Origin of the sequence: Marivirga harenae (assembly GCF_030534335.1) — a bacterium.
Lineage (GTDB): Bacteria > Bacteroidota > Bacteroidia > Cytophagales > Cyclobacteriaceae > Marivirga > Marivirga harenae.
On sequence record NZ_CP130565.1, the window covers coordinates 4,134,283 to 4,160,244 of the forward strand.

Annotated in this window: 23 protein-coding genes; 8 read left to right on the top strand and 15 right to left on the bottom strand. The window is 34.7% G+C overall.

Annotated features, from left to right (window positions below; translation table 11 throughout):
* Nucleotides 1–56: 56 nt before the first annotated feature.
* On the bottom strand, nucleotides 57–1,184 hold the full coding sequence (locus tag Q3Y49_RS17635) for an NAD(P)/FAD-dependent oxidoreductase (RefSeq protein ID WP_303269954.1): 1,128 nt from the start codon (nucleotides 1,182–1,184) through the stop codon (nucleotides 57–59).
* Nucleotides 1,185–1,308: 124 nt separating this feature from the next.
* Between Q3Y49_RS17635 and Q3Y49_RS17640 the strand changes: the two genes are divergently transcribed.
* Nucleotides 1,309–1,815, top strand: a complete 507-nt coding sequence (locus tag Q3Y49_RS17640) for a DUF4442 domain-containing protein (RefSeq protein ID WP_303269955.1) — start codon at nucleotides 1,309–1,311, stop codon at nucleotides 1,813–1,815.
* 66 nt (nucleotides 1,816–1,881) lie between these two features.
* On the opposite strand, the gene Q3Y49_RS17645 is transcribed toward Q3Y49_RS17640, so the two are convergent.
* The 3 genes from Q3Y49_RS17645 to rpoN all read right to left on the bottom strand — a co-directional run bounded on the left by Q3Y49_RS17645 (nucleotide 1,882) and on the right by rpoN (nucleotide 5,163).
* Nucleotides 1,882–2,661 (bottom strand): enoyl-CoA hydratase/isomerase family protein, encoded by a 780-nt coding sequence (locus tag Q3Y49_RS17645; protein WP_303269956.1) that lies wholly within the window; start codon nucleotides 2,659–2,661, stop codon nucleotides 1,882–1,884.
* A gap of 454 nt (nucleotides 2,662–3,115) precedes the next feature.
* Nucleotides 3,116–3,733 (bottom strand): PA-phosphatase, encoded by a 618-nt coding sequence (locus Q3Y49_RS17650; protein WP_303269957.1) that lies wholly within the window; start codon nucleotides 3,731–3,733, stop codon nucleotides 3,116–3,118.
* Nucleotides 3,733–5,163 carry an RNA polymerase factor sigma-54 gene (gene rpoN / locus Q3Y49_RS17655; RefSeq protein ID WP_303269958.1) on the bottom strand — a complete coding sequence of 477 codons (1,431 nt, stop codon included), beginning with the start codon at nucleotides 5,161–5,163 and terminating at the stop codon, nucleotides 3,733–3,735. Before rpoN ends, Q3Y49_RS17650 begins: the two co-directional genes overlap by 1 nt.
* 168 nt (nucleotides 5,164–5,331) lie before the next feature.
* Here rpoN and asnS point away from each other — a divergent pair, with 168 nt between their 5' ends.
* The 4 genes from asnS to Q3Y49_RS17675 all read left to right on the top strand — a co-directional run bounded on the left by asnS (nucleotide 5,332) and on the right by Q3Y49_RS17675 (nucleotide 9,607).
* Nucleotides 5,332–6,783 carry an asparagine--tRNA ligase gene (gene asnS / locus Q3Y49_RS17660; RefSeq protein ID WP_303269959.1) on the top strand — a complete coding sequence of 484 codons (1,452 nt, stop codon included), beginning with the start codon at nucleotides 5,332–5,334 and terminating at the stop codon, nucleotides 6,781–6,783.
* A 157-nt stretch (nucleotides 6,784–6,940) separates the two neighbouring features.
* Nucleotides 6,941–7,294 (top strand): four helix bundle protein, encoded by a 354-nt coding sequence (locus Q3Y49_RS17665; RefSeq protein WP_303269960.1) that lies wholly within the window; start codon nucleotides 6,941–6,943, stop codon nucleotides 7,292–7,294.
* Between the two features lie 25 nt (nucleotides 7,295–7,319).
* Nucleotides 7,320–8,624, top strand: a complete 1,305-nt coding sequence (gene hutI / locus Q3Y49_RS17670) for an imidazolonepropionase (protein WP_303269961.1) — start codon at nucleotides 7,320–7,322, stop codon at nucleotides 8,622–8,624.
* Nucleotides 8,615–9,607 (top strand): formimidoylglutamase, encoded by a 993-nt coding sequence (locus Q3Y49_RS17675; protein WP_303269962.1) that lies wholly within the window; start codon nucleotides 8,615–8,617, stop codon nucleotides 9,605–9,607. Before hutI ends, Q3Y49_RS17675 begins: the two co-directional genes overlap by 10 nt.
* Before the next feature lie 9 nt (nucleotides 9,608–9,616).
* Here the strand turns inward: Q3Y49_RS17675 and Q3Y49_RS17680 are convergent, their stop codons facing one another.
* From Q3Y49_RS17680 to Q3Y49_RS17695, 4 genes are all read right to left on the bottom strand, one after another.
* Nucleotides 9,617–9,949 carry a type II toxin-antitoxin system PemK/MazF family toxin gene (locus tag Q3Y49_RS17680; RefSeq protein ID WP_303269963.1) on the bottom strand — a complete coding sequence of 111 codons (333 nt, stop codon included), beginning with the start codon at nucleotides 9,947–9,949 and terminating at the stop codon, nucleotides 9,617–9,619.
* Nucleotides 9,946–10,188, bottom strand: a complete 243-nt coding sequence (locus Q3Y49_RS17685) for a CopG family transcriptional regulator (RefSeq protein ID WP_303269964.1) — start codon at nucleotides 10,186–10,188, stop codon at nucleotides 9,946–9,948. Before Q3Y49_RS17685 ends, Q3Y49_RS17680 begins: the two co-directional genes overlap by 4 nt.
* 75 nt (nucleotides 10,189–10,263) lie before the next feature.
* Nucleotides 10,264–12,057, bottom strand: a complete 1,794-nt coding sequence (locus Q3Y49_RS17690) for a 4Fe-4S dicluster domain-containing protein (RefSeq protein WP_303269965.1) — start codon at nucleotides 12,055–12,057, stop codon at nucleotides 10,264–10,266.
* An 8-nt stretch (nucleotides 12,058–12,065) separates the two neighbouring features.
* Nucleotides 12,066–13,397, bottom strand: a complete 1,332-nt coding sequence (locus Q3Y49_RS17695; RefSeq protein WP_303269966.1) for an NAD(P)/FAD-dependent oxidoreductase — start codon at nucleotides 13,395–13,397, stop codon at nucleotides 12,066–12,068.
* Nucleotides 13,398–13,532: 135 nt separating this feature from the next.
* Here Q3Y49_RS17695 and Q3Y49_RS17700 point away from each other — a divergent pair, with 135 nt between their 5' ends.
* Nucleotides 13,533–14,258 carry a DUF547 domain-containing protein gene (locus Q3Y49_RS17700; RefSeq protein ID WP_303269967.1) on the top strand — a complete coding sequence of 242 codons (726 nt, stop codon included), beginning with the start codon at nucleotides 13,533–13,535 and terminating at the stop codon, nucleotides 14,256–14,258.
* A 49-nt stretch (nucleotides 14,259–14,307) separates the two neighbouring features.
* On the opposite strand, the gene Q3Y49_RS17705 is transcribed toward Q3Y49_RS17700, so the two are convergent.
* Complete coding sequence (locus tag Q3Y49_RS17705; protein WP_303269968.1) at nucleotides 14,308–14,790, bottom strand: DUF4494 domain-containing protein; 483 nt, start codon at nucleotides 14,788–14,790, stop codon at nucleotides 14,308–14,310.
* A gap of 86 nt (nucleotides 14,791–14,876) precedes the next feature.
* Between Q3Y49_RS17705 and Q3Y49_RS17710 the strand changes: the two genes are divergently transcribed.
* Together Q3Y49_RS17710 and Q3Y49_RS17715 are read left to right on the top strand one after the other, a co-directional pair.
* Nucleotides 14,877–16,028, top strand: coding sequence for a THUMP domain-containing class I SAM-dependent RNA methyltransferase (locus tag Q3Y49_RS17710; protein WP_303269969.1), 1,152 nt, complete (start codon nucleotides 14,877–14,879; stop codon nucleotides 16,026–16,028).
* A gap of 42 nt (nucleotides 16,029–16,070) precedes the next feature.
* Nucleotides 16,071–17,099 carry a hypothetical protein gene (locus tag Q3Y49_RS17715; RefSeq protein WP_303269970.1) on the top strand — a complete coding sequence of 343 codons (1,029 nt, stop codon included), beginning with the start codon at nucleotides 16,071–16,073 and terminating at the stop codon, nucleotides 17,097–17,099.
* A gap of 5 nt (nucleotides 17,100–17,104) precedes the next feature.
* On the opposite strand, the gene Q3Y49_RS17720 is transcribed toward Q3Y49_RS17715, so the two are convergent.
* The 6 genes from Q3Y49_RS17720 to Q3Y49_RS17745 form a co-directional block, all read right to left on the bottom strand.
* Entirely contained in the window at nucleotides 17,105–20,515 is a 3,411-nt protein-coding gene (locus Q3Y49_RS17720) for a sensor histidine kinase (RefSeq protein ID WP_303269971.1), read from the bottom strand.
* A gap of 108 nt (nucleotides 20,516–20,623) precedes the next feature.
* Nucleotides 20,624–21,493 (bottom strand): nucleoside phosphorylase, encoded by an 870-nt coding sequence (locus Q3Y49_RS17725; protein WP_303269972.1) that lies wholly within the window; start codon nucleotides 21,491–21,493, stop codon nucleotides 20,624–20,626.
* A gap of 121 nt (nucleotides 21,494–21,614) precedes the next feature.
* Nucleotides 21,615–22,586 carry an oxygen-dependent tRNA uridine(34) hydroxylase TrhO gene (gene trhO / locus Q3Y49_RS17730; protein ID WP_303269973.1) on the bottom strand — a complete coding sequence of 324 codons (972 nt, stop codon included), beginning with the start codon at nucleotides 22,584–22,586 and terminating at the stop codon, nucleotides 21,615–21,617.
* A gap of 46 nt (nucleotides 22,587–22,632) precedes the next feature.
* The gene (locus tag Q3Y49_RS17735) at nucleotides 22,633–23,274 is read right to left on the bottom strand and encodes an acetyltransferase (RefSeq protein WP_303269974.1); all 642 of its coding nucleotides are present in this window, start codon (nucleotides 23,272–23,274) and stop codon (nucleotides 22,633–22,635) included.
* A gap of 60 nt (nucleotides 23,275–23,334) precedes the next feature.
* On the bottom strand, nucleotides 23,335–24,624 hold the full coding sequence (locus Q3Y49_RS17740; protein WP_303269975.1) for a hypothetical protein: 1,290 nt from the start codon (nucleotides 24,622–24,624) through the stop codon (nucleotides 23,335–23,337).
* Nucleotides 24,582–25,859: a DUF2851 family protein gene (locus Q3Y49_RS17745; RefSeq protein WP_303269976.1), complete on the bottom strand. Its 1,278-nt coding sequence runs from the start codon at nucleotides 25,857–25,859 to the stop codon at nucleotides 24,582–24,584. The genes Q3Y49_RS17740 and Q3Y49_RS17745 overlap by 43 nt, the downstream gene beginning before the upstream one ends.
* Nucleotides 25,860–25,962: the final 103 nt, after the last annotated feature.

Below are 25,962 nucleotides of genomic sequence, written 5' to 3' on the forward strand. Positions count from 1 at the left end.
AAGTTAAATCAAAATATTAATTTAAAATGAATTCGAAATATAATAAAAATAAGTTATCAGTCAGCAAGCAATTCGTGTAATTCCTGCCCAACTTGAGTACCAATGGCTACTCCCATTCCACCCAATCTAACTCCAATTGCTATTTTATCAGATACTTTTTTGATAATTGGTGATTTCGTTTTACCAAATGCCATTATTCCTGACCACTCCATATCAATCGAAAATTCCTGATCAGGCAAAATCAACTCCTCCATATCGGAAATAATTGCGGACCTAATTTTCGGATTGATACCAAAATCAGTGGTGTCTTCAACTGATTTGTCCAAATTTCTTCCTCCACCAATCAGCACTCTTTTTCCTACATTTCTGAAATAAAAGTAGCCTTCATCATAATGAAAGACACCTTTAAATTTTAAATCCTTTATGGGGTGAGTAATCATTACCATTCCTCTGCCTGGATTAATATCTTCCTTTCCAAACCATTTTTGTGCAAAGGCATTGGTACAAATTGCCATTTGATTAGCCTTAAGTTGCACAGATTGATTTCCTGACTTGGTATTGAGGATAATAAAATCATGCTGCTCTTCAAAGTCTACGACTTCACAACCGGTAATAATTTTAATTCCCATTTCACTGCATAGAGTCCACCAACTATTGATCATCTTACCCGTATCTATTTGACCTTCAAATGGATTCGATACTATAGTCTCTAACGAATTCTTATTGAAGCCATATTCCTGAATCAGTCTAGGCTCTAATCTGTAAACATCTACTTTAAATATGCTTTTTAACAATTGATTGTAATGATCCAAGTACTCCAAAGCTGGCATTTCGGCTTTTCTAATCAATTCGAAACCACCATTAGCCTCATACCCTACGTTATGTTCTCCCAAAATATTTTTCAGTAAATCCAGTCCCTTCCATCTCTTTTCAACTAGTGCCAATTGCTGTTCCTCACTTAAACCATTTCTATCATCTACCAATTCAGTCAAACTTCCAAAACAAGCGAAGCCAGCATTTTTAGAACTGGCACCACTAGGAAACACACCTCGCTCAATAATAGCAATTTCAGCTCTTGGATATTTTTTTTTCAAATGATAGGCTGTAGAACAACCGACTATCCCTCCTCCTACTATAATGTAGTCATATCTCGACAAACTTTCTCTTTCCCAAAAACTCAGCATGCATAATAAATTTTTATCAACAGTTGAAAAGTAGGGCTAATTCTACGAGATTGCTTCATAAAGTGAAAAGTATTTTTAAAAAATCATTTTCAAATTCAATTCAATCTACTAAACACTCAATTTCATGAACTTGACTACCATCGTTAATAAAGCACAACATTCGAGATTTTATTTATGGTTATTAAATCAAGGATTAAATAGAATGATACCATTTAACAAGCCTCATGGATTTAAGATCATTAAAATTTCAAAAGATAAAATCCTCACCAAATTACCCTATAAAAAAAGGAATCTAAATCATATTAAAGGGATTCATGCTTGTGCCATGGCTACCATTTCAGAATACACTACAGGCTTAATGATTCTATATAAGTTGGATGTAAAAAAATATCGCATCATCATGCAAAAACTTGAAATGGAATATCATTTCCAAGCTAAAATGGATGCCTTTGCTGAATTTTCTATAGATGAAGATTGGGTAAAAAAAGAGGTGGAAAAACCCTTGGAAAATGATGATGCTGTGGTCATCCCGTGTGAAATCAAACTATATGATAAAAACAATAATCACTTAAGCACCGGTAAAATATATTGGCAGATCAAAGACTGGGGAAAAGTAAAGACTAAACTATAAAAAACGAAAAGCCTGCAATTTTAAAAAATCTGCAGGCTTTTAATAATATCTTAATAAAACTATATTCTAATTCCCTTTAAACTCAGGCTTTCTTTTATCCAAAAAGGCCTGCTTTCCTTCCTTATAATCGGCTGAACTACCAGCTATTTGTTGTGAATATTTTTCATATTCCAACATATCATCCAAAGAAGATGTGGCTGCCTTGTTCAACATTTTTTTAATCATTCCAATAGATTTGGTAGGTGCTTTAGCGAAATAATCTGTATAGGATTTAACTGCAGCGTCCAAATCCTCATCTTTTACAACTTTATTGACAATTCCTAACTCATGGGCTTCATGTGCAGTAATTTTGGTACCCATAGCACATAATTCGAATGCTTTTTGATAACCTACCAAATTGGGTAAGAAAAAAGACGAACCTGAATCAGGAACCAATCCAATATTGATAAAGACCTCAATCATCTTAGAAGATTCTGCTGCAATAATCATATCAGCAGCCAAAGCCAAAGAACAGCCAGCACCTGCTGCCACACCGTTCAATCGGGCAATAATAGGCTTTGGTAATTTTCGCATTGCTCTGATTATGGGGTTATATCTCTTCTCTAAAGAGTTATAAAACATTTTATCATCCTCATCTCTGGCAGATTTTAAATCTTGTCCAGAACTAAAAGCCTTACCCTCTCCTGTTATTACAATTACCCTCACGTCTGGGTCTTTGCCAGCGTCTTTTAGAGCTTTTTGAAACTCATAACTAATGCCATCATTAAAAGCATTATAGAAGTCTGGACGATTAAAAGTGATGGTACAGACCCCATCTTGAAGTTCATATTTTAAAAACTCGTACATTATTTACATTCTTTAAATTGATTCTAATAATTACAATATTAAATATTCATTATTACTTTACAATAATATTTAATTTCACTAGCAGACACTTAGGTAACCTCGATAAATATCCCCTAAAATCTCCTAGTATGCTATTACCATAAAAATATTTAACTACAAGTTTTTCGCTAAAGCGAAAAAACTATTGTTTTCTTTTGTCTCTTTTGTGGTAAAGAGTATTATTAGCTTTTTCTATTACTACCTGTAAATTTTCACCACAAAAGTAACAAAAGAACATAAAAGAAAATAACTAAGATTATTTTCCAAGATTTTATTAAAAGATGAGATTTTCAAGCTGAACTTTATAACATTGAAGTCCCTTTAAGGGCAATCTCACAGATTTGCACCAGCAGGAAATAATAAAATTATAACTATTTCCCTCTTTAGCAAAAAACCTGTCATCTAAAAGCAGTAATTAATTAAAAATCAAAATTGTAAGGAAATTTACAAAAAACCCAATTAAGAAACCAAACCATACTTGTTTACTATCATGAGCAGATAGTTTCAATCGAGCACTCCCCACCAAACCACAAAATAAAAAACATAAGACAACTGCATAATACAAATTCGAAGGCTCTGATTTAATCAATAAAGCCAAATAAATCCCTGTAGCACCTGCAATAGCTATTGCATGCGCACTAATTTTCCACCATATAGTAATAATGGTCAAAAGAACGATACTTATTGTTATTGAAAGTAAAATGATGGTAACTAAATTAGGAAATCTAAATTTCTCCCAAAAAAGATAAGTTGTGGCCCCATAGAAAATGGCATTAAACAAAAAGGGAAAGACACGCTCCTTTCGGTCTTCCATATTGAGATTAGTAATATTTCGAGTGAATTTTAAAAGCAACATTCCCATTAACGGGATTAGGAAAGTGGTCATAAAAACCATGGATAAGAACCTCCATGCTAAGTCGCCTGTCATATTCAAACTGAAAGGCAGAAAAAACAAAATCCCTAAAAATATATAGCTTGGAATAAGCAAGGGTTGAAAAACAATTGATATGAAATGTGCCCAGAATCTTCCCACTACAACTCTTTTCTTAACCTAGCAACTGGAATATTCAATTGCTCTCTATACTTTGCTACTGTCCTTCGGGCAATTTTATAGCCTTTTTCTTTCAATAATTTTTCTAGTTTATCATCCGATAAAGGTTTGCTTTTATCTTCTTTATCGATAAAGCCTCTTAAAGTGTTTTTCACTTCTCTAGAGCTTACATCTTCTCCTGATTCCGTAGCGATTCCTTCTGAGAAGAAGTATTTCAGTGGATATATGCCAAATTCTGTTTGTACAGATTTACTATTGGCCACCCTGGAAACAGTAGATATATCCATATCAATTTTCTCAGCGATATCTTTCAAAATCATTGGGCGCAACTTACTTTCATCTCCCTCTTTGAAAAACTCGTATTGATATTCCAAAATGGCTTGCATGGTATTCAATAAAGTAAACTGTCTTTGTTTGATCGCATCAATAAACCATTTTGCAGCGTCCAGTTTCTGCTTGACAAATCCAACAGTTTCTTTTAGTTTTTTATCTTTTTTATCTCCTTTATCATAGGCCTTCAACATTTCTGAATAAGAAGGACTCACTCTTAAATCAGGTGCATTTCTGGAATTCAAAGTAATGACTAAATCTCCGTTCTGATGAGTGAGAATAAAGTCGGGCATTAAAAACTGTGTCCTAACTGCTCCTGAGCCAGAACCACCCGGTTTCGGGTTCAAACGTTTAATAGTATCTATTGCATCTTTAAATAAATTCTCATCTTCTATATCAAGCTTTTTAACGATTTTCTCGTAGTGCTTTTTTGAAAATTCTTCAAAGCATTCATCTATAATTCGGTAAGCTAGCTCAACTGCTTTTGATTGGTCAATTTTCCTCTCCAATTGAAGTAATAAACATTCCTCTAAATTACGCGCAGCAATTCCAGCTGGGTCAAAATCTTGAATTTTAGACAAAATGCTTTCCACTTCATCCTCGTCCGTATTCACATTTTGAGAAAAAGCTAAGTCATTCACTATAGCACCTATATCCCTTCGAATGTAGCCATCACTTTCAATGCTACCTATCAATTGCTTCCCTATTTTATACTGATTCTTGTCAAGTCCTATAAAGCCTAATTGGGTCATCAATTGGTCATTCAATGTGGTACCCATAGCAATTGGCATTTCCTTTTCTTCCTCTTGTCCATTTCCGTCACCCTGCATTTTATATCCAGCTTCATCGTCATGAAGGTAATCTTCTATATCAAAATCATCTGTTGCCTCCTCCTCGTAATCCTCTTCATAATTATCCTCCTCTGGCTCTTCCTTCCCTTCCTCAAGAGCCGGGTTGATCTCCAACTCTTCTTCAATTCTCGTATCCAGCTCAGCAGTAGGTACTTGCAGCAGTTTAATAAACTGAATTTGCTGTGGAGACAAACGTTGTCCTAAAGATTGTGAGAGTACTAATTTTTGCATAAATCTATTTCACTAAAAACTGTGCCAGTTATCCTAACTCAAATTTATTTTAAATTATCGAATTAAGCATTAAAAAATTGATTATAACCTCATAAAATCTTTGATAAAAAGCCAATAATATCGAATTTTGACGAACTAAATTCTAATATAAATAAACGCAATAATTATATGACTGTTCCGGCAAGAGTTAAAATCAAAAAACTATTAGCTAGTGAAGCTACTGAACAACAGGCAAATGTGAAAGGATGGGTAAGGACAAAACGAGGTGGTAAACCTGTTTTTTTTATTGCGCTTAATGATGGTTCGACCATTAATAACATTCAAATTGTTGCTGATCCAGCAGCTATTTCTGAAAATATTATAAAAGATATCACAACTGGAGCTGCAATAAGCGTAATCGGAAAGGTTGTTGCTTCTCAAGGAGCAGGCCAGTCTGTGGAAATTGTTGCGGAACAGATAGAGGTTTTAGGAAAAGCAGATCCTGAAAAATATCCGTTGCAACCCAAAAAGCACTCTATGGAGTTCATGAGGGAAAAAGCACACCTCAGAATGCGAAGCAGCACATTTAGTGCTGTTTTCAGAATTCGACATGCGATGGCTTTTGCCATTCACCAATTTTTCCATGAAAAAGGATTTTATAATTTACATACTCCAATCATTACAGCCAACGATGCGGAAGGTGCTGGTGAAACTTTCCATGTCACTAACTTCGACTTAGATAAAATCCCGATGACGGATGATGGAAAAGTAGATTACAAACAAGATTTCTTCGGAAAAGAAACTAATCTTACGGTCTCTGGTCAACTGGAAGGCGAATTAAGTGCCATGGCCTTAGGAGAAATATATACTTTCGGCCCAACATTCCGTGCGGAGAACTCCAACACCACCCGTCACTTAGCTGAATTCTGGATGGTGGAGCCTGAAATGGCTTTCTATGATTTGAATGATAATATGAATCTTGCCGAGGAAATGTTAAAGTATGTGGTGAAATATGCTTTAAATAACTGCAAAGAAGATTTAGATTTTCTAGCTGCAAGAGCTGACGATGAGGATAAGCAAAAACCTCAAAATGAGCGTCAGGAAATGGGCTTATTGGAAAGATTACAATTCATCTTAGACAATGACTTTGAAAAAGTTAGTTATACGGATGCAATAGAAATATTGAGAAACAGCAAGCCAAACAAAAAGAAGAAATTTAATTACATCATTGAAGGTTGGGGAGCAGATTTACAATCGGAGCATGAGCGTTTTCTTGTAGAAAAGCATTTCAAAAAACCAGTTATTCTATTTGATTATCCTAAAGATATCAAAGCATTCTATATGCGTCAAAATGATGATGATAAAACCGTAGGTGCTATGGATATTTTATTTCCAGGCATTGGAGAAATTGTTGGCGGTTCTCAGAGAGAAGAAAGACTAGAAAAACTCACTGAAAGAATGAGAGAAATGGAGATCCCAGAGGACGAATTGTGGTGGTATTTAGATACTCGTAAGTTCGGTACAGCTCCTCACAGTGGCTTCGGTTTAGGTTTCGAACGATTGATGCTTTTTGTAACCGGAATGGGAAATATTAGGGATGTGATTCCGTTTCCACGGACACCGGATAACGCGGAGTTTTAAGTAGTGTTGGATGTGGGGTGATGGATGATGGGTGTAAAAGTGCAATTCGATAGTTTGGCAACCCAGATTGAAATGGTTTTGATGATTCATGGAAATTTTATTACTTCATAAAGTATTTAAAAATGTAGAATTATTTCGAAAACCAAAATCCTACAAAATGAGCTTTAAATTTGAAAATTTAAGAATTTGGCAGCTTTCAATGGATTATGCTGAAGGGATTTATAATATCTCAGAAAAATTTCCTAAATCTGAAATTTATAACCTAACTTCTCAAATCAGGCGAGCTGTTGACTCAATTGCCTTAAATATTGCAGAAGGTTCTATCCTTCAATCATCACTTGAAAACAAAAGGTTTTTAGGATATTCGATTCGGTCCTTGGCAGAAGTAGTAACATGTTTATATAAAGCCGATAGAAGAAAGTATATAGATAATGAATGCTTCAAAATCAATTATGACCAAGCTTATCTATTAATGAATATGATGATAAGCTATAGATCAAAAATTAAATAAAATTCAAAAACAATGGGTTCCGGTAGTGAAAATTAAAGTGAAGGAAATTCAACATCCTACACCCAACATCCATCACCCCACACCCATCATCCAACTTTTACCCATGCTCATAACAAACATAAAATCACTTTTTGGCAACAGAGAAAAATCAGAATTACTGAGAGGTAAAGCTTTAGGAGAAATGCCTTCTCTTCATAATGCCTTTATTGAAGTAAAAGACGGAATTATTCATGATTATGGCAAAATGGAGGATTTGAATGTCGAACCTCAGGGCGAAATATTCGATGCCAAAGGAAAATCTATTTTACCTGCTTTTTGTGATTCACATACTCATATTGTTTTTGCAGGTAGCCGTGAAGACGAATTTGTTCACAAAATAAAAGGCTTAAGCTACGCTGAAATTGCAGCTAAAGGAGGTGGAATTTTGAATTCAGCTAAAAGATTGGCTGATACTTCCGAAGATGAGCTATTTGAACAAGCCATGGTTCGAGTCAATGAAGTAATGCAGCTTGGAACAGGTGCTTTAGAAATCAAAAGTGGTTATGGATTAAGTCTGGAAGCTGAGCTCAAAATGCTTCGAGTAATCAGAAGAATAAAAGAAACAGTCCATATTCCTGTTAAATCTACATTTTTAGGTGCACACGCTTTTCCAGAGCCCTATAAAGAAAATAAAGAAGCTTATATAAAGCTGATTATCGATGAAATGTTGCCCGCAATAGCAGATGAAAAATTAGCAGATTATATCGATGTATTTCGTGAAACAGGCTTTTTTGATGAGACTTTAAGTGAGCAAGTTTTAAATGCGGGTGCAAAATACGGCTTGAAAGCAAAAATTCATGCCAATCAATTGAATAATAGTGGCGGTGTTCAGTTGGGAATAAAAACAAATGCTATTAGTGTTGACCATTTAGAGACTTTAGGAAAAGAAGAAATCAAATTGCTTGGTGAAAATGATATTATTTCCACTTTGCTTCCATCAGCTGCTTTCTTTTTAAGAATGGGATATCCGCCAGCTCGTGAATTAATTGATGCAGGAGCTGCTATTGCTTTAGCTACGGACTATAATCCAGGATCTTCACCAAGTGGAAATATTCCCTTATTGATTTCTCTTGCTTGTATTCAAATGAAAATAACACCTGAGGAAGCTTTTAATGCAGCTACTTTAAATGGAGCCTTTGCGATGGAAGTTGAAAATGAAGTCGGTTCCATTTCTAAAGGAAAAAGAGCTAACTTGATACTGACAAAGGATATTCCTTCTTTAGCCTACATGCCTTATGCTTTTGGCTCTCAGAACATTGAAAAGGTCATGATAAAAGGAGAATGGATATAAAGCACTTTCATTTTTTTGACGAACAAGATTTACATAGCTACCTAAAGCCAAGAGAAGGAGAAACTAAAATTGGTGAGAAAATCGCTTATGGAAATGATTTTAAAAATTCTACTGCGAAATTTGTCCTATTAGGAATTGAAGAATCGATTGGTGTAAAAGGAAATTTGGGAGTAAGTGGCACCCATACCGCTTGGAATTCTTTTTTGACAGCGTTCCTTAATAGTCAGCATACCTACAAATTGAATGGAGAAAGCATTCACCTTTTGGGAAATTTCAATTTTCAGCAAATGGCAGATAATGCTAAATTTGTTGATGATTTTAGAAAACTAGTTCCTATTGTTGATGTAGCAGTATACCCACTTATTCAAGAAATTTCCGCAGCTGGAAAAATTCCGATTGTTATAGGAGGCAGTCATGCCAATGCTTTCCCAATTATTAAAGCCGTTAGCTTAGCAAAGAATAAGGCCATAAATGTGATTAATTTAGACGCACATGCTGATTTCAGAGCTTTGGAAGGCAGACATAGCGGCAATCCATTTAGCAACGCAAAGGCTAAAGGATATATGGCAGACTATAGTATTTTAGGTCTTCATGAAAACTACAATAGCCAAAATATGCTGGATGAGATGGCTAAGCATAAAGGCATTCGCTACTTTTTTTGGGAGGATATTTATTTAAGAAAAAAAATCACTTTTGAAGAGGCATTACTTGATTTCATTCAGCTCAATCAAAATAAAACATGCGGTATTGAACTAGACACGGACAGCATTGAAGGAGTGTTAAGTTCGGCCATGACACCCTCTGGTTTTAGCACCACAAATGCAAGATATTATGTCTATCAAACTAGTCATAATTTACATCCATCCTATTTCCATATTTGTGAAGCAGCTACCGAATTAGAAACTGGATTAAAAGATAATAGCACTGGAAAACTACTATCTTATTTAGTAAGTGATTTTGTTAAAGGATTTCTAGAGAGCTAGAAAAAAGAATTAATACTTCAAAATATCTCCTAAAGTCTTCTTCATTTGTTCCATGTGGTCTGTCGAAACCTCCCCTAATTTATTAATAAATCGGTCTTTTGAAATGGAGCGAATATGAAAAACCAAAATCTCTGACTTTTCCTTCAATCCATTTCTAATATCAGGTTCTAAAACAGGATTACCTTTATAGCCTTTCACTTTTGTTGCGAGTGGACAAACTATTATGGTTCGTAAAAATTCATTAGCCAAATTTCCACTCAAAATGACAACAGGCCGGAAACCTGCTTGCTCACTTCCTTTCACAGGATTTAGGTTCACATTCCAAATTTCAGCCTGCTTCATTCTTCGTTCGTATCTTTGAGTTGCTTCCAGTAATCTTGCATACCTTCTTCTGCAACCATCATAACATCTAAGTCATCTCCTGCCATTTGGTAGGATTTGGCATATTCTGCCTTTTCTATATTTTCTAAATAGACAGTTAAGGCCTTTTCTATCAATTTATTCTTAGGCATATTGAGTTCATTAGCCTTTTTGGCCAATAAATCAACAAGGTGTTTGGGAAGCGTTGTTGTTATATTCATGGCTATTTTATATTTGTATATCACAAATATAATACAAAAATATAGAATTAAAAGTTCTAGAGAACTCTTCTTGTATTAACTCTGCACCCCAAAACTATCATTCCCAACTAAAGAAGGTTGATTAAACCTTCCGTTTTCATCTCTATTTTCAAGATTTAAAACACCTCTTGGACAAACAGAAGAGCAAACTCCACAACCAACGCAAGAAGAACGGATAATATTTTGACCTCTTTGAGCATACCATCTAACATCAATACCCATTTCACAATAAGTAGAGCAATTACCACATGAGATACATTGCCCTCCATTTGTAGTGATTCTAAATCTAGATTTGAATCGCTGTACTAAACCTAAATAGGCTGCAAGAGGACATCCGAATCGGCACCAAACTCTATTTCCCATAAAAGGATAAAACCCGGTACCAATTACACCAGAAAATACAGATCCAATTCCGAAACCATAGACCGCTCTTATATTATAAGTATTCATCCCCAAAAGCTTAGAGCTCCCGGTGAAATATGTATATAAAACAGCAGCCGTCATCACGACTGCAAAAACCAATACTCCATGAATTAACCACCTTTCGATTTTCCAAGCTCCTAGTGATTTATCTGATAGTTGTCTGTATGGATCGCCCAAGGTTTCAGCTAATCCCCCACATCCGCAAACCCAACTGCAATACCATCTCTTCCCGTACAGATAAGTGAAAATTGGCACACCTAAAGTAAATAATGCTATTCCCCACCCTAACATAAAAAGTCCGATGGTTCCTGCTTCTACCATTTCGTTCAATCTATAATCAAAAAAGAAGCTGTAATCTAGCGGCCACATATTCTTTAAATCCATATAAGGCTGATTTAAGCGAACCAATATCTCAGGAATAACAAAAGCAAAAGCTAATTGAAAGAACATGACAGAGACGGTTCTAACCATTTGATAAGGACTATGTCTATACTTAATGATCATCCGAATTCCCATCACTAAAATAGCAAGAGTATAAAGGAAACCATACATAAACCATTGACTGGCGGGGTTACCACTTAGCATCTTACTTACAGGATCAACCATAACAATCCATGAGGTCATATACTCTGGAAACCAATAAAGAAATACATAAAAGCTAATGAGAAACGTCCCTAAAAGAATACCAATCCAACCTCTGTTTTTTAGGGCACTGTGAAATATTCCATCATTCTTAATTCCGGCATGCTGTATCTTTAATCGCGGCAATAAATACATAATGGCACCAATGATTGGAACTCCAATGGTTAAAAACAGCCACAGCCATGGATTTTGTGCAACTGGTCCTACTTCAGATTTTTTGGCGACCGTAAATGCTTTACTATTAATATTATCTTTACTAAAACCCTTCTGTGATATAATTGAATTATTGACATCCCCAATCACTTTTTGCAACTGTACAGCTAATTCTTCCGATGAATTATATTCCTTACCTTCCATCCAGCCGGTATAATCCCTTAATTGTTTGATTTGCCATTTTTCAACTTCACTTGAAGGCTCTCCTATTGCCTCCTCAATTGAAGATTTTTGAAAAGACTTGAGGTCGGCTGACTTAGAAATTTTTTCCGCCAAACTGACATTGATTTCAAATGTTGATTTGATTTCAGTATTTGCTGCCTTCAAAGTTGATTTCAAATCACCTACGAAAGCGAACTGATTATCATATTTCTTTCCGTAGACATCTTCTGCAAACTTATTGACAACTGCAAATGATTGCTCCCCTACTGCATCTTGCAAGTCTTTTTTATCCAGTTGATATTGCCCCAAAAAGAATAAGGACAAATAGGTTAAAAAACCTAAAGTGAAAACAACTAGTCCTAGTTTATGTATTAATTTCAAGCTTTTCATATATCTATTTAAAATATTCCTAACACCTTTTTTCTACCTACCTTAACCTGCTCATTGGGATATCTTTCATTGTACATCCCGACCAGCTCGTTTTCATACTTTTTGAAAAATTCCGGATCAAAATTGGCTTCTTTTAAATTTTGAAAGACCTTTTTCATTGGCCATTTATCTCTCATCATTTTATCACAAACCTCGTGTCGATATCTTACGCCCATCAAGTTTACTCCTTTTAGCGTATTATCGCTTTTGCTGAACACCAATCTTATAGATTTCTCTCCCTTTTCATGCTCCCAATAAAAATGCTCCTCTGTTTCATCATCAGGTTGATTGGATACTTGACCATAGGTTTGATATTCAATATCCAAAAACTTAGCCGAATTAAACCAAACCCCAGGTTGATAAGCAGTTTTAGTTCCACAAATAGTCTGAGCTAAGGTTTCTCCATGCATTCTTCCCGTGTACCAAACTTGTTCAATCGGTCTCCTGTCATCTGCAGGAGCTTTTTCAAACTCAGCGCAATCACCTATGGCATAAACATCTGGTTGATTGGTTTCGAAATACTCATTGACTTTAATGCCCTTTCCTGTTTCTAACTCAGAATTCTTCAGAAAATCAATATTAGGAGAAACTCCTACTGTTAGTCCAACAAACTGTGCATCCAATTCTCCACCTTCCTTCAATTGAACCCCTTTTGCTCTGCCACTTCCGTCATCAAGAATTTCATCTATCTCCGTACTCAACATTAACTTGAACCCATGCTTGCGAATGTGTCGATTTATCATTTCCGATTCTTCAGGCGGTAATACATTATTCCAAAAACTGCTCTCACGAACAACAAAAGTGACATCAATCCCGCGAGTATGGAACATCTCTCCCATTTCTATGCCGATTAATCCACCACCTACAATAACGGCATTTTGTGTGGTTGGAGAATACCTCTCCATACCTTCTAAATCCTGATAACTGTAAAGTCCTTGTACTGCTTCTAGATCTTGCCCTGGCCAACCGAACTTATTGGATTTAGAACCTACTGCTAATACTAGAACATCATATGATAAACTTTCAGATTTTCTTAATTGTAGAGACTTGCTCTTAAAATCAATCTTCTCTACGAAATCGTAGACTAATTCAATTCTATTTTTCTTCCAGAAAAAATCCTCATAAGGCTTAGTGCTTTCATATTTCATATGCCCCATGTAAATATACATCAAAGCTGTTCTGGAAAAGAAATGTTCAGTTTCTGCAGAAATAATAGTGATATGATCTTCACTATGTTTGCGGATATGTCTTGCAGTAGTTACTCCTGAAATGCCATTTCCAATGATTATGATGTTCCTCATAAGGTTTGTTTTCAAATCTTTTAGTTTCTTAATTCAATATTAATGCTAATAAATCTAAACAATTGTCAAGTCGGAGACAATAAAAAGCAATCCAAAATTGAATTGTCTTCGTTTCTTATTAAAAACTTAAACACAATGAAAACATTTAAATTTACAATTATTGCCATATTATACTTTGGAATAAGTGTGATGGCCTCCGGACAAGCGATTACAAAATTCAATAGCGAAGTCGATACCTTATTGAAAAATTATGTCCAAAATGGAAAAGTCGATTATAAGAGATTGAAAAAAAACTTTCAAGATGTTGAAAAATTATATAATTCCATAGCAACACTTAAAATAAACGACTTAAGTAAAAACGAGACCAAGGCGCTTTATATCAATGCTTACAATATTATAGTAATTAGACAAATTACTGAGTATTTCCCTCTAAAATCAGCCATTGATAAAAACGGATTCTTTGATAAAGTGAAACATAATGTGGGTGGAGAAATGTTGACTTTAGATCAAATTGAAAAAGGAAAAGTGATCATTCCATTTCAGGACCCAAGAGTACATTTTGCTTTTTCATGTGCTGCAGCAAGTTGTCCTGAATTAGCCGACTTTGCATATACCGCTAATAATCTAGAAGCTCAACTGAATGAGCGAACCACCAATGCGGTAAACAATCCAGATTTTACTAAAGTACAACCCAATAAAAACTTAGTAGAAGTATCTAAAATATTTAAGTGGTATGAAAGAGATTTTAAAATGGAGTCAAGCGATGCTTTATCCTACATTAATAAATATAGGACAAATAAAATCCCTGAAAATTATAAAGTTGAATTCTACGAATATGACTGGAGTTTAAACATTCAATAGCTATAAAGCTTTTCCAAAGTTCTTAAACTTTGGAAAAGCAACTCATCATTTATTGGGCTTCTTCCTCTGAAACCTCCTCTTGCAATTCAGAAGACTCTGGAGATATGTCACCGGTATAATTGAATACTTCAATAATTGGGCTTTCAATTACTTCGGGCACCTGGAAAGAAACCAACATATTATTCAAACTCAAATATATTCTATCGTAAGCTTCCTTTACGTTTTTAGCAGTTACAATCATTTGATTGACAATCTTCTTCTCTTTCCCACTTTCCTCCGCTACATAGTAAACCACTTTACACTTATACCACACATCTGCATCTTCGTAATGAAAAACATCTACTATTTTGCTTTTGCTGATTCCGGTTATCATGAATTCGCCTCTTACGCGTTCTCCCATCTCTTCATAAATGCGAGTTTCCGCTTCCGTAAATGAAACGGCATCCACCAAATACGGCTCTGTAACGGATTTTAATCTTCCGTTCTCATCTTCTTTTTGATACTTCACTTTGCACAAAAACCACTGCTTCATAATCTTTATTTTCAAATTGGATTGCGAATATACAGGAAATCAAAATTGAATGGAAATGGGTCACGAATTTGTTTTAACTTTGCTCAATGGAAAAAAGTAAAATCGTTCTCCCTTGCCCCCCTTTTATTGCACCTATCTTAAGACAGGAAATAGAATCTATAGGATACAAAATAACTCATGAAGGTCCTTTAGATGTTGCTTTGGAAGGTACCAGGAATGATTGTATGAAATTAAATCTACATTTAAGGACTGCTAATAAAGTACTTTTCTTGATCAAATCGTTCAAAGCCAACCATCCGGACAAATTATATCAACAACTCTATCAAATAAAATGGGAAGATTATTTAGATGAGAACGGTTATTTATGTATCACTTCTTATGTAAATAATGAAAAGATATTGAATACGCAATTTGCTAATGTGAGAGTTAAAGATGCCATAGTTGATCGCTTAAAAGATAAGACTGGAGTGAGACCTGATTCTGGACCTTTAAGAAATCAAATGGTAGTATTCTTACATTGGATGGAAGATCAAGTCTCGATCTATTTGGATACTTCTGGAGAAACTATTGCCAAGCATGGTTATAGAAAAATTCCAGGAAAAGCACCGATGATGGAATCTTTGGCAGCTGCTACGATTTTGGCATCCAATTGGACACCAAAACAAGCTTTTATTAATCCTATGTGTGGGTCAGGAACTTTAGCTATTGAGGCAGCTTGCATTGCCGCCAACAAAGCACCAGGACAAAGTCGTGAGAAATTTGGTTTTCATCATTTGAAAGGCTTTGACTTAGATTACTGGGAGAAGCTTAAAGAAGAGGCCGTTGCCAATGAAAAAACAATTTCTTGTGAAATTATTGCAGGTGACAACAGCAGAATGGCTATTCAAGCCGCCAAGCAAAATGCAGAAGAGGCTGGAGTAGCTGATGCTATCAATTTCGAGAAAAAAGATTTTAGGGACAGTACTATACCAGAAGGTGAGGGAGTAGTATTTCTCAATCCTGAATATGGAGAAAGACTAGGTGATGAACAGGACTTAGCAAATGTATATGCTCAAATCGGTGACTTTTTTAAGCGAGATTGCAAAGGTAAAACGGGCTATGTTTTTACAGGCAACCTGACTTTAGCCAAGAAAATCGGATTAAGAACAAAGAGAAGAATACCGTTTATGAATGCTAAAATCGAGTGTAGACTATTAGAGTATGAACTCTATGCGGGCACCAAAAAGGATAAAGGCTAAAAATATTTTTTCTAATCTAAATCCTAACTTCTATATTTAATAATGCAAATCAGCAAAAAGGAAAAAGATACCATCAATAAAGCAATTATTTATTGGAAGTCAAGCGGTTTGATAGACGAACCAAAGGCCCAAGAACTTGATAAAAGTATAAAAATAAAAGCTTTCAATTGGCAATCATTGGCTTACTATTCATTTCTTTTTGCTGTGGTCAGTTTGTTAATCGCTGTTGTTAGCGTCTTTGCTGATAAAGCTTTACTGGATTTAATCGACTCTTTAATTTCTACTTCTTACGTAACCAAATCGATTACTTTTCTGCTTTTAAGTGTTCTATGTTTTTGGTTTGATTACCGATACAACTTAAAGAAGGTACGAAAAAAATATAGTAAAGAGATTTTTGCATTTTTTGGGTGCATTTTTTTAGCCATAGCTACGGGATTGATAAGTTTCATATTTGGGATGGAGGAAAATCCTGGAATTTTTATTTTAGGCTTATCTTCCGTTTACTTTATTTTGGCGGTGATTAGAAGTAAAGAATTACTTTGGCTATTTGGAATTACAGCCCTTGTTCTTGCCTTTGGAGCCATCACTCATAATCTAGGAAAAGATAATTATTTGTTTATCGGAATGAATTTCCCCATGCGTTTTACAATTTTGGGTGCACTAATTTTAATTGTTACTTACTTCATTAAACTTTCAGAAAAGCTGAAACCATTTTTAGAACCTACTTATTGGAGTGGACTAATAATTTTCTTTTTGGCACTATGGTTTTTGACGATTTTCGGAAATTACAGCAGCTATGATAAATGGTTAGAAATTAGACAGTTTCATTTGTGGTGGTACAGCTTAGTTCTTTTATTAGCCAGTTTTGGAGCAATTATAATAGGAATCAAGAGAGAGGACAGCCTACTTAAAAATATAGGAATTTCGTTTATCTTCCTAAATCTATATACACGTTATTTCGAATACTTCTGGGATGAATTACATAAGGCATTATTCTTTGGAATAATAGCTATATCATTTTGGTTGATAGGGAAAAAGGCAGAAAAAATATGGGATAAGGAAGTTAAATAATTTATCTACTCTGTCAAGATTCTCTGATAATGGGGGATAGGTAATTCAATTCTGAAACTAGCTGGCTTGTCATCTTCTAGATGTATCTCCCCTCCTAATTTAGAAACCGCCAGCTTTACACTATACAGGCCAAGACCAATTCCTCGCTTGTGCTCAGTAGCCACAAAAAACATATTGAAAATTTGATCCTTCAGTTCTGGGTCAATACCTAAACCGGAATCTTTAAATACGATTTGATAAGCATTTTCTTTTGAGTTTTTAGTAAACTCAATTGATATTTTAGGCTTTTCTCCCCTCTTAGTAAACTTAATGGAGTTATTAATCAAGTTCGAAAAGACCACCTTTATATGCGTTGAGTCTGTTAAAATTTCATAATCATCAGTTTTCAACTCAATGTCAATGAATTGTTGCCATTCCTCATTGTCAGGTATATTCTCTTTAGATGCTTCAATAATTAAATCGCGGATATTGTAAACTTGCACTTCAACTTTTTGCAGCTTCAGTTTATTAATTTTTTGAAGGTTAAATAAAATATTATTCATCCTTTCTGCAGTTTCGTTTACTTTGTTAAAATAAAACTTGGAAGCTTCTTCATCAGTCTCTTTCATAGCCAAGTAGCAAAGTCCTAAAATTGTTGAAACTGGACCTTTTAGATCATGGGCTGCTCGATAGAAGAACGTATCAAACTCATGTTTAGCTATTTTCAAATCATTATTAGCTTCCCTGAGTTCCTTAGTTCTCTCGTCAACCATTTCTTCTAGTTGAAGATTACTTAATTTCAAATCATCATTTTGCTTTTGAATAATAGCATTTTTATATTCTATTTCTTTATTCTGTTCTGAAATTTCTTCTTTTTGGTGAATCACTAATGACTGATTCTCTATTAGACTTTTATTTGCATCCTCTAGTTCTAAAGTTCTTTCTTCTACTTTAGATTGTAACTTTCTCCTTTGGCTTTTCAAAAACCGAATTCGTAATTGTATATAAGTTAATAGAAGAATTAAGACTGCTATAATAGTAAGCACTCTAAACCAGGTAGTGGACCAGAATGGAGGGTCAACCTTGATATAAATTTCCTTTACTTTACTAGACCATTTACCATCTGCATTGGTCCCTCTAATCTTTAAATTGTACTCTCCATCTGGTAAATTTGTAAAGGAAAAATGTCTTCTGTTTTTATTATAGATCCAGTCCTTATCAAACCCCTCCAAAAAATAAGCATATTCAATTTTATCATCGGAACTTAGATCCGTTGTGGCAATTTCCATTGACAACAAATAATCTTGGTGATCTAATAATAAAGAATCAACTGTAAAGTCTGTGATAGTCTTTTTACCATTTTCACTTACTATATCAATTTCGACAATATTAATGCCAGGCTGAAAGTAACTACTTTTTATTTCACTTGGATCAAAAACATTTAGACCATTGAATCCGCCAGCAAAAATTCTTCCGTCCTTAAGAGTGGTTATAGATCTTCGGACAAATTCCTCTCCCTGCAACCCATCCGAAACATCGTAATTTTTAAATTCTTCCGTTCTTGGATTAAAAAAGGAAATACCCTTATAGGTCGTGATCCAAAGATTTCCCTGTAGGTCTTCAGTAATACCTGTTATATTGTTATTCACTAATCCATCTTCTTTCGTATAGGATTTAAAAATAATGCTTTCATTAGATTCTATCATCTTCGCAAAACCACCACCACCAGTACCAATCCAGATATCTTGATTACTGTCTTCTTCAATAGTTCTTATAACATTATAATTAATACTATTAGTATCATTTTTATTATATCTGAAATGTTGAAAATCATCAGTATTTGGTCTGTATAGATCTAATCCAAAATCAGTTGCAAGCCAAATTCGCTCTTTACTATCAACTAATATTTTATGAACTCTATTATTCGAGAGAGAATTTGATTGATTTGAATCATGAAGGTAATTTTTAAAGCTCTCAGTTTCTTTGTCAAAAACAGCTAGCCCTCCATCTCCCAGTAAACCTATCCAAAGTTTACCATCAGGCGCCTCGGCAATACTTTCAATAAAATTTGTCGTGATTGAATTTGTATCTTCTTCGATATGCATATATGATTTCAATTCCCCTGTATCTCTGTTATACTTCGATAAGCCAAAATTCCATAATCCTACCCATAAAAGACTTTCAGAATCTTCGAAGACTACCCAACCCCTGTCATCAGGAAGTCCCGAATTACTACTGATGATTTGCTGGAATTTGAGTTGTCCCTCTTCTTCAATTACAACATCGATACCGGCATCGTTTGCTACATAAATATCTCCTTCACTATCCTCGAAAATATAATTTACTGCATCATCCGAAATACTATATGGATCTTTTTCATTCGGTTGATACAAGTCAAACTTCTTTTGATTCAAATTGAATGAGGATATCCCCCCTCCATGAGTACCCAGCCAATAATTTGAAGAATTGTCCTGAAATATTTCCACTACATTGTTGGAGGGTAATGCTTTAAGATTGTACTTTTCTTCTTGAAAGTGATATTTTGTTTCGAAGTTTTGATCTACATAAAAAAGACCAGAACCGAAGGTACCTAACCACACTCCTCCTTCCTCATTGGGGTAAATTTTTCGTGCATAAACTGAATTTTCACCTTTGAATTTCAAGTCAATTGATTCGAATTCCTGGGAGTTTTCAGTTCTATAAAATAATCCTCCAAATTTAGTAGCTACCCAAAGCGTGCCATTGGAATCAAAAAACAAATCCCTAATATCATCATCCGAAAGCCCATTATCTCCTTTCAAAAATTGCTGAACTTCAAAGGTCTTCACATTGACTTTATGTAAGCCTTCCCGAGTACCCACCCAAATTTCTTCATCATTTCTAGCTTTTGAAATGCTGTAAACAACAGGATTATGAAGTTTAGGAAATGTTTTTGAAGTAGTTTTAAGATTCGTGAATTCCTCAGTAATGATGTTAAATTTATTCAAACCCTTTTTTGTACCTATCCAAAAGATGGAATCAGATAACTGAAAAATAGTATAGATTACATTATCACTAATAGAGTTTCTAGAATTATCATAAGTAAAATGCTCAAATGAAGACTTTTTATCAAATTTATTTAATCCACCACCGTAAGTAGCAATCCATAAATTCCCCTTATTGTCCTCTATTATATCCTTTACATAATTATTACTTAAGCTTGTGGAATCATCAATTTTATAGTTATACGATACAAAATTCTGTCCATCAAACCTATTAAGACCGTCTTGCGTTCCAAGCCATAAAAAACCACTATTCCCTTGATAAATGGCTTCAACAATATTTTGCGACAGTCCATCATTTACCGTTAAAGTTCTAAAATCTGTATTTTTTAGCTGATTCTGTGCAAATAGCTGGAAGGTTAAAAATTGTACTATTAACAGATATAAAAATTTCATAATTGGTTCATTCAGATATTAAAGTAGTATAATATCTGCATAAAATCAATCATTTTCGATTAACAGTTGCTTCAGCTCTACAAAGTTAGATTGTATTATTTCGGAATTCTACAATTCTGAGGCTTTATCCAAAACCTTCTTAATCAATTCGTCTATAGTTTTATCGGAATTTTTTGAAAACTGATGTGTCATTCTGTTTGCTACTATTGCATTGCAACTCAAAACCTCGTGGCCAAGCAATCTTCCCATAGCATAATATCCAGCAGTTTCCATTTCGAAATTAGTCAACCATAAATCTCCGTAATGAAACATTGATAACTTGTCTGCTATGTCAGGAAATCGTATCGGAGTACGCAATTGTCTACCTTGAGGAGCGTAGAAACCGGGACAAGTCACAGTATTTCCTATATTCATCTCTTCTGAAAAATGTTTGAGTAAACTGGATGACCCTTCTACGCAATAAGGTCGGAATGGTAAATTAATTTCCAATTGAAAAGCAGACTCAACATTGGATTCTGCCTCCGTCCTTTCCAATGGATAAAAGTGCATCAAAGTATCCAAACCTATTGCAAACTGTGAAGCTAATAATGAGTCAACTGGCAAGTCTTGCTGCAAACCTCCTGATGTCCCAATTCTAATAATTTTTAATGCCTTTTTCTTAGTTTTGTCCACCCTTTTTTTAAGATTGATGTTGGCAAGAGCATCCAATTCGGTCATCATTATTTCTACATTATCAGTGCCCATTCCCGTGGACATTACAGTAAGTTTCCTTCCCTTATAAGTACCTGTATGAGTGATAAACTCTCTTTTGTTCATCTCAAAAGTGATTTTATCAAAATACTGACTCACCTTGTGCACACGGGATGGATCACCAACTGTTAGAATCACATCTGAAATATCCTGAGGCTTTAAACTTAAATGATAAACGGAACCGTCTTTATTCAAAATTAATTCTGACTCAGGATATTTTTTCTCCATGTTAATTTTTATTAATGTGGTAATTCATTCAACTTCTGATTCAAGCATTCAGACTTTTTTTAAAATCTACTGAAGCTTAGATCTTTTAGGTCCAAGAGAAAGTAAGTGACCTTCTCTATAGTTATTTCGTTTTTTCCAATTTTCCTTGAAATCCCTTATATGGATCATATCCGTTGGTATTCTTTTGATAATAACCAGTTCCGTTATATTCTCTCTTTTCTGGATGTTCTTTACACTCCTCTGAACAAGCTCCTTCCATTTCCCATCCACATTTCTCACAAATCGGCACATGTACATTACAATCAGGATTAGCACAATTGACCATCCTGTCTGAATGCGTCCCGCAAACAAAGCATTGCGAGACTACTTTTGGATTAATTTTGTTTACATCCACTGAAAGTCTATTATCAAAAACATAACATTTCCCTTCAAAGTCTTCACCATCGGCTTCTAAACCGTATTTTATAATTCCACCATGTAATTGATGAACGTTTTCAAATCCCTGCTCTAGTAAAAATGCACTTGCTTTTTCACATTTAATTCCACCAGTGCAATAAGTGACAATCTTCTTGTCTTTAAATTGCTCTAGTTCATTAATCTTATCAGGAAAGTCTCTAAAATTCTCTATGTCTAAAGTTACAGCATTCTTAAATCGCCCTAATTCATGTTCATAATTAGAACGAACATCCAAAATCACGATATCTTCCTGATTTTTAATCATCTCTCTGAACTGTTCGGGCTCAACATAAGCTCCAGTTCTCTTTCGAGGATTGATGTGCGAAAGGCTTGAATGCACTATTTCAGGCTTATGCCTCACATTTAACTTTTTGAAGGTATGCTCAGGATGAAAATCCTCTTTGAAATCAGTATCCGCAAAACGAGAGTCCGCTTTTACCCTTTTCATATACTCGTCTACATTTTCAGTGCTTCCTGATACCGTACCGTTTAATCCTTCCTTTGAGACAATAATTCTCCCTCTTAAGTCCAGCTCCAAACACATCAAATGATGCTCATCTCTAAACAGATCAGGATTCTCAATCTCTGCGTAGCAGTAATAAAGTATTACTTTGTAATTATTTTCTGTATTGTCCATAATCTCCTCCTTAGTGTAAATAAGGTGATTTTATATTTGTAATTAATTATTTTTCAATCGTTTGAGCAGGATTTCCAAAAACAGTCTCTCCGTCTTTGACATCTCTAATTACTACTGAGCCTGCCCCAATGTTTGCTTTCTTGCCTATTTTTACTCCTGATACAACAGTGACTCCGGAACCGATAAAAGTTTCATCTCCAACTACAACACCACTATTCAACTGTGAACCTGCACCAACTTGTACATAGTCTCCAAGCTCTACATTATACTCAATTAAAACACCTGAGTGTATCAAGCAATGATTTGGTACTTTCGAATACGCCCCCAAAACAGCTCTTGCGTTAACGAAATTTCCATATCCTAAATGCGCTGAATTCGAGACAATTGCCTGGGCATGAATTGCATTTGCGGGCATTGTTTTTCTACGGTCATTTAGCATTTTAGTGATCTTTTTTCGTGCCTTCATATTGTCTTCCGCCACAAAAGCATCACACTTTTTGCCAATGTATTTTAAATAACCATCATCATCTGTTTCTCCTAAAACAGATACGAAATCAATCTCAGTCCCATGCATCTCCTTGTCATCATCCAAAAAGCAATAAATTTCAACATTATTACTTTTAAATATTTCAGCAACAGATGGCCCTATTCCTTTAGCTCCTAAGATTATTACTGGTTTTTTATCCATATTTGATTTTTAGAATTGCAAAGTTAAGGCTAATTAATGCCTTGCGCAATAAAGCGCTTCCTATTTTAAGTTAACTTTATATTTATTTAAGGTCATCAAAACTAATAACCACAAAAACGGCATATATGCCACCTCATACCGAATTAAAGTCCCAAAATTGGGTGTTGCTAAAGATAGGACTGAAGATAAAATTGACGAATAAATAAGAATAGCTATCCCCCACCATTTTTCAGTTTGATTAAATTTCATTTTAAAAGAAAGGAAACTTGCAATAAGAACTAGAACAGTAAAAACTCCCTTCTCTATAGCCCACAGCATGGAAAAGGCATTGAATGATTCCCAAACCAACGGCCTGAAAACACCAGTGAACCAAGCCAAAGGAAGGTTCTTTATAAAAAATAAAATGTTATTTTCTGTATTTTGAAAATGAATAATAGCGACAGACGAATTTCTAGCTATTACATCGTGACTAATTCGAACCAATTCAAAAAATCGACCGCTATTAAAAACGGGATGCATAAGAGCCATACCTAAACCACCAATGATCAATAGGGCCAAAAAGAGCGCTATTTTCGTTCGAAATCTGAATTTGCTCAAAAAGTTAGATTGACTAAAAAAAAGTGCTAAACATAATATAGGAATCAATACAATTGGGACATAATATTTTACTTGCCAAAGAACTAAAAGACATACCAAGATTGGCATCGAATAAATCCAGTTCTTGTAATTATTTTTCCACATTAGAACAGCATATCCTAAACCATAAATCGACATAGTCATTAGGCTTTCTTTCAACAAACCTGAACTCCAAAATGTAATGGAGGGAATAAAAAGCAAGGCAACATAAATAGCACGTTTCTGCATTCTGCAACATTTTCCCAATTGATAAGCAAAACCCCACGTTGCTAAACCCGAAAAGAAACTTAAGTAAATACTCATAGTGAAATAATTACCTTGTGAAAAAGCATATAAAAAACTAATGCATCTTACAAAGAAGAAAGTTCTTGGCTCATATTGAGCGGAGAATTCGGCTAATGATAAATTCAGAGGGGAGAATCCTACCCATGAAGAAAAGGAAATTCGATCTCCGTGGAAATATTGGAAAAGGACTTCAGCCTGCTCGTAAAAGTAAATAGTATCACCAATCCCCCCGTAAAATGACCAATACAAAAAACCAATTAAGATGCCACAACAGATTTTTAGAAGAGAAAAAGTGAAAAACACCATTTTATCATCACCATTCGCTGTTTTTCGATATATCAAAACAAAAATTGTAGATATAAGCAAAATATGAAAGAAAACTGTCATCATGCTTTCAAAATGGATAAGCCGATGCTGCAATCCAGACATTTTTTGGGTTGGCAATAATCATTATGAAGTTGAATCATGGCTTGTGAATCAAATGCTGATGTAATCTCTTCCCCTAAGTCAGAGAATTTTTTGGTAATATAATTCTTTTCAGCCTTTATGCCATTTAAAAGTTGAATGGCTTTATCCATGTATTTTTCTTCTCCAACGCTATTAGCATACAGTGCTAATAGTGGTGGAAGGCAATTTATAATCAGCGTTTTAATAGAATTTTCACCCAATTGCTTTTTACGAAATTTGCTTTCCTTATCAAATTGATAATGGTTCAACCAGTAATCAGATACCTTAACCTTCATTCGTTTTTGGATAGACTTTAAATTCAGATCAATTACAAAAGAATCGAATATCGAAGGGAATATATATAAAATCTGAGCTAATTCTGCCAATCTGATAGTTGGAAAATTAGCAGGCCTTAATCTGAGAAATCGCCACTCATGCACATTCATTGGGCTTCCTAAAGTTGCTTGATGCTTATGCTTTAAAAATTCCCACTCTTTCTTAAGTTGATTTGGATACGAATCTTCAAAACTGCTATTTAGAAATCCAGAACAGCCAAATAATAAGGCTTCTAACTGAAAAACATTTGCCCTATACTTTTTGATTAAACTGTAAGGTAAAATTTCAGCCAAATGCTCGAACGGATGTTGATTAACCTTAAAACCCATGGCCGACAGCAACATAAAATAAGAAGCTTGATCCCAATTCTGTGTCCCGAAGAAATGTGTTTTCGCTTTCTCTGATTTTCGATGAAGTCTTTCCACCAAAACTTTTTCTAGCATTTCAGATTTATGTAAATCGCTAACTTCAAACCAATGTCCGGCACAAGGAATCTCATCTTGCGAGTTCTGCAGCTTCTCAAATTTTTCAATCAAAGTATAATCAACCCTATCCTTCAATTCAATTGTTGGTATTTTACTGCCATCAGGATGCTGAATGGGTTTATCATTTTGCCATACTACATGTAAAACCACATTTTCATAGTTTGGATCATGATGATGATGGTGACGATTCCAGTCTGAAGACTTAATATGAATTTCTACAGCCCCATTCCACTCCATTTCGTCTACTAGAATTTTAGCATGTTGAAAATCAGGCCCAGAATTATGATGTGCAAATCCAGTTTTGATTGTTTTTACCAAACCACCATCGGTAGTTTCTAAATCAATTTTATTAAATTTTTGGTAGCGCCAAACGTAATGTAAAAAATCCTCCTTCATTGGGTCATTAGTAGGTTGAAAATTGAATATCTAAAAACTATGGATTTATTACAAATTAGATCAGTTTTTTAAAGCAATGACAGACGGAACCTTAATAAATAGT